Origin of the sequence: Paraburkholderia sp. JHI869, assembly GCF_038900775.1 — a bacterium.
GTDB lineage: Bacteria > Pseudomonadota > Gammaproteobacteria > Burkholderiales > Burkholderiaceae > Paraburkholderia.
The window spans coordinates 1-893 of sequence record NZ_JAYMSC010000092.1 but is presented as its reverse complement, the minus strand read 5'-3'; the positions used below and the strand labels follow the sequence as shown (position 1 = coordinate 893).

At 58.2% G+C, this 893-nt stretch carries 1 protein-coding gene; it reads right to left on the bottom strand.

Annotation, left to right across the window (positions count from 1 at the left end):
- Window positions 1–776 (bottom strand): IS110 family transposase (locus VSR72_RS43985; protein WP_342958417.1); only part of this gene is annotated, 776 nt, incomplete at its 3' end.
- Between the last annotated feature and the right edge of the window lie 117 nt (window positions 777–893).

Below are 893 nucleotides of genomic sequence, written 5' to 3'. Positions count from 1 at the left end.
CCCCCTGAGGAGTGCTGACGTGGCGTCAAGCCAAGCCACGCCGCAAACTGCCGACCGTTTGAGAACTCGGAGGCGCTTCCGGCCGCAGCGATCACGCCGGTTGCGATCATCGGTCCGACACCACGGATCTTCTCCAGGCGCTGACTTGTGGGCGATGCCTCGTGCACTTGCTGGATCAGATTGTCATACCGCGCGATCTGCCTGTCGAGCAGTGCAAGTCGCTCGTACATGTCGCGCATCATTGTTCGGGTCAGTCCTGTTAGCTCGTTGTGCTCGTCATCGATAATCGCGGGGAGTTGTGTCCGCACTTTTAGAGGCGTTTGCGCAATAACCACACCGTATTCAGCCAGCAAGCCTCGAATCTGATTGATCTGTGCGATGCGGTCTCGCATCAGCAGACTGCGGACGCGGTGCATGGACTGGATGTCTTGCTGCTCGACGCTGTTGACTGCGACGTAGCGCATCGTCGGACGAGATGCCGCTTCAACAATCGCCTCCGCATCGTTTCGATCGTTCTTCTGGGATTTGACGAACGGCTTGACGAATCGTGGGGCGATGATCTGGACCTGATGCCCCATTGCGGAGAACCGCCTAGCCCAGTAATGCGCTCCACCACAAGCTTCCATCACAATGCGACAGCTCGGCAGGCAAACGACCGCTTCCAGGAGCTTGTTGCGGCTGACTCGCCGGCTCAATACCGGGTGGCCGCGCTCATCAACGCCGTACAGCTGGAAGATGTTTTTGGCCAGATCGATGCTCAGCAATGCGACGCTCATGACGACCTCCGCTCATTCGTGGGTCAGGGAGTGTTGATACTGCCATGCACTTCGATGGAGATCGTTAGCGTTCATCCACCGGAGGTGGGACGAGGCCATTCCACAATATCCGGCCTT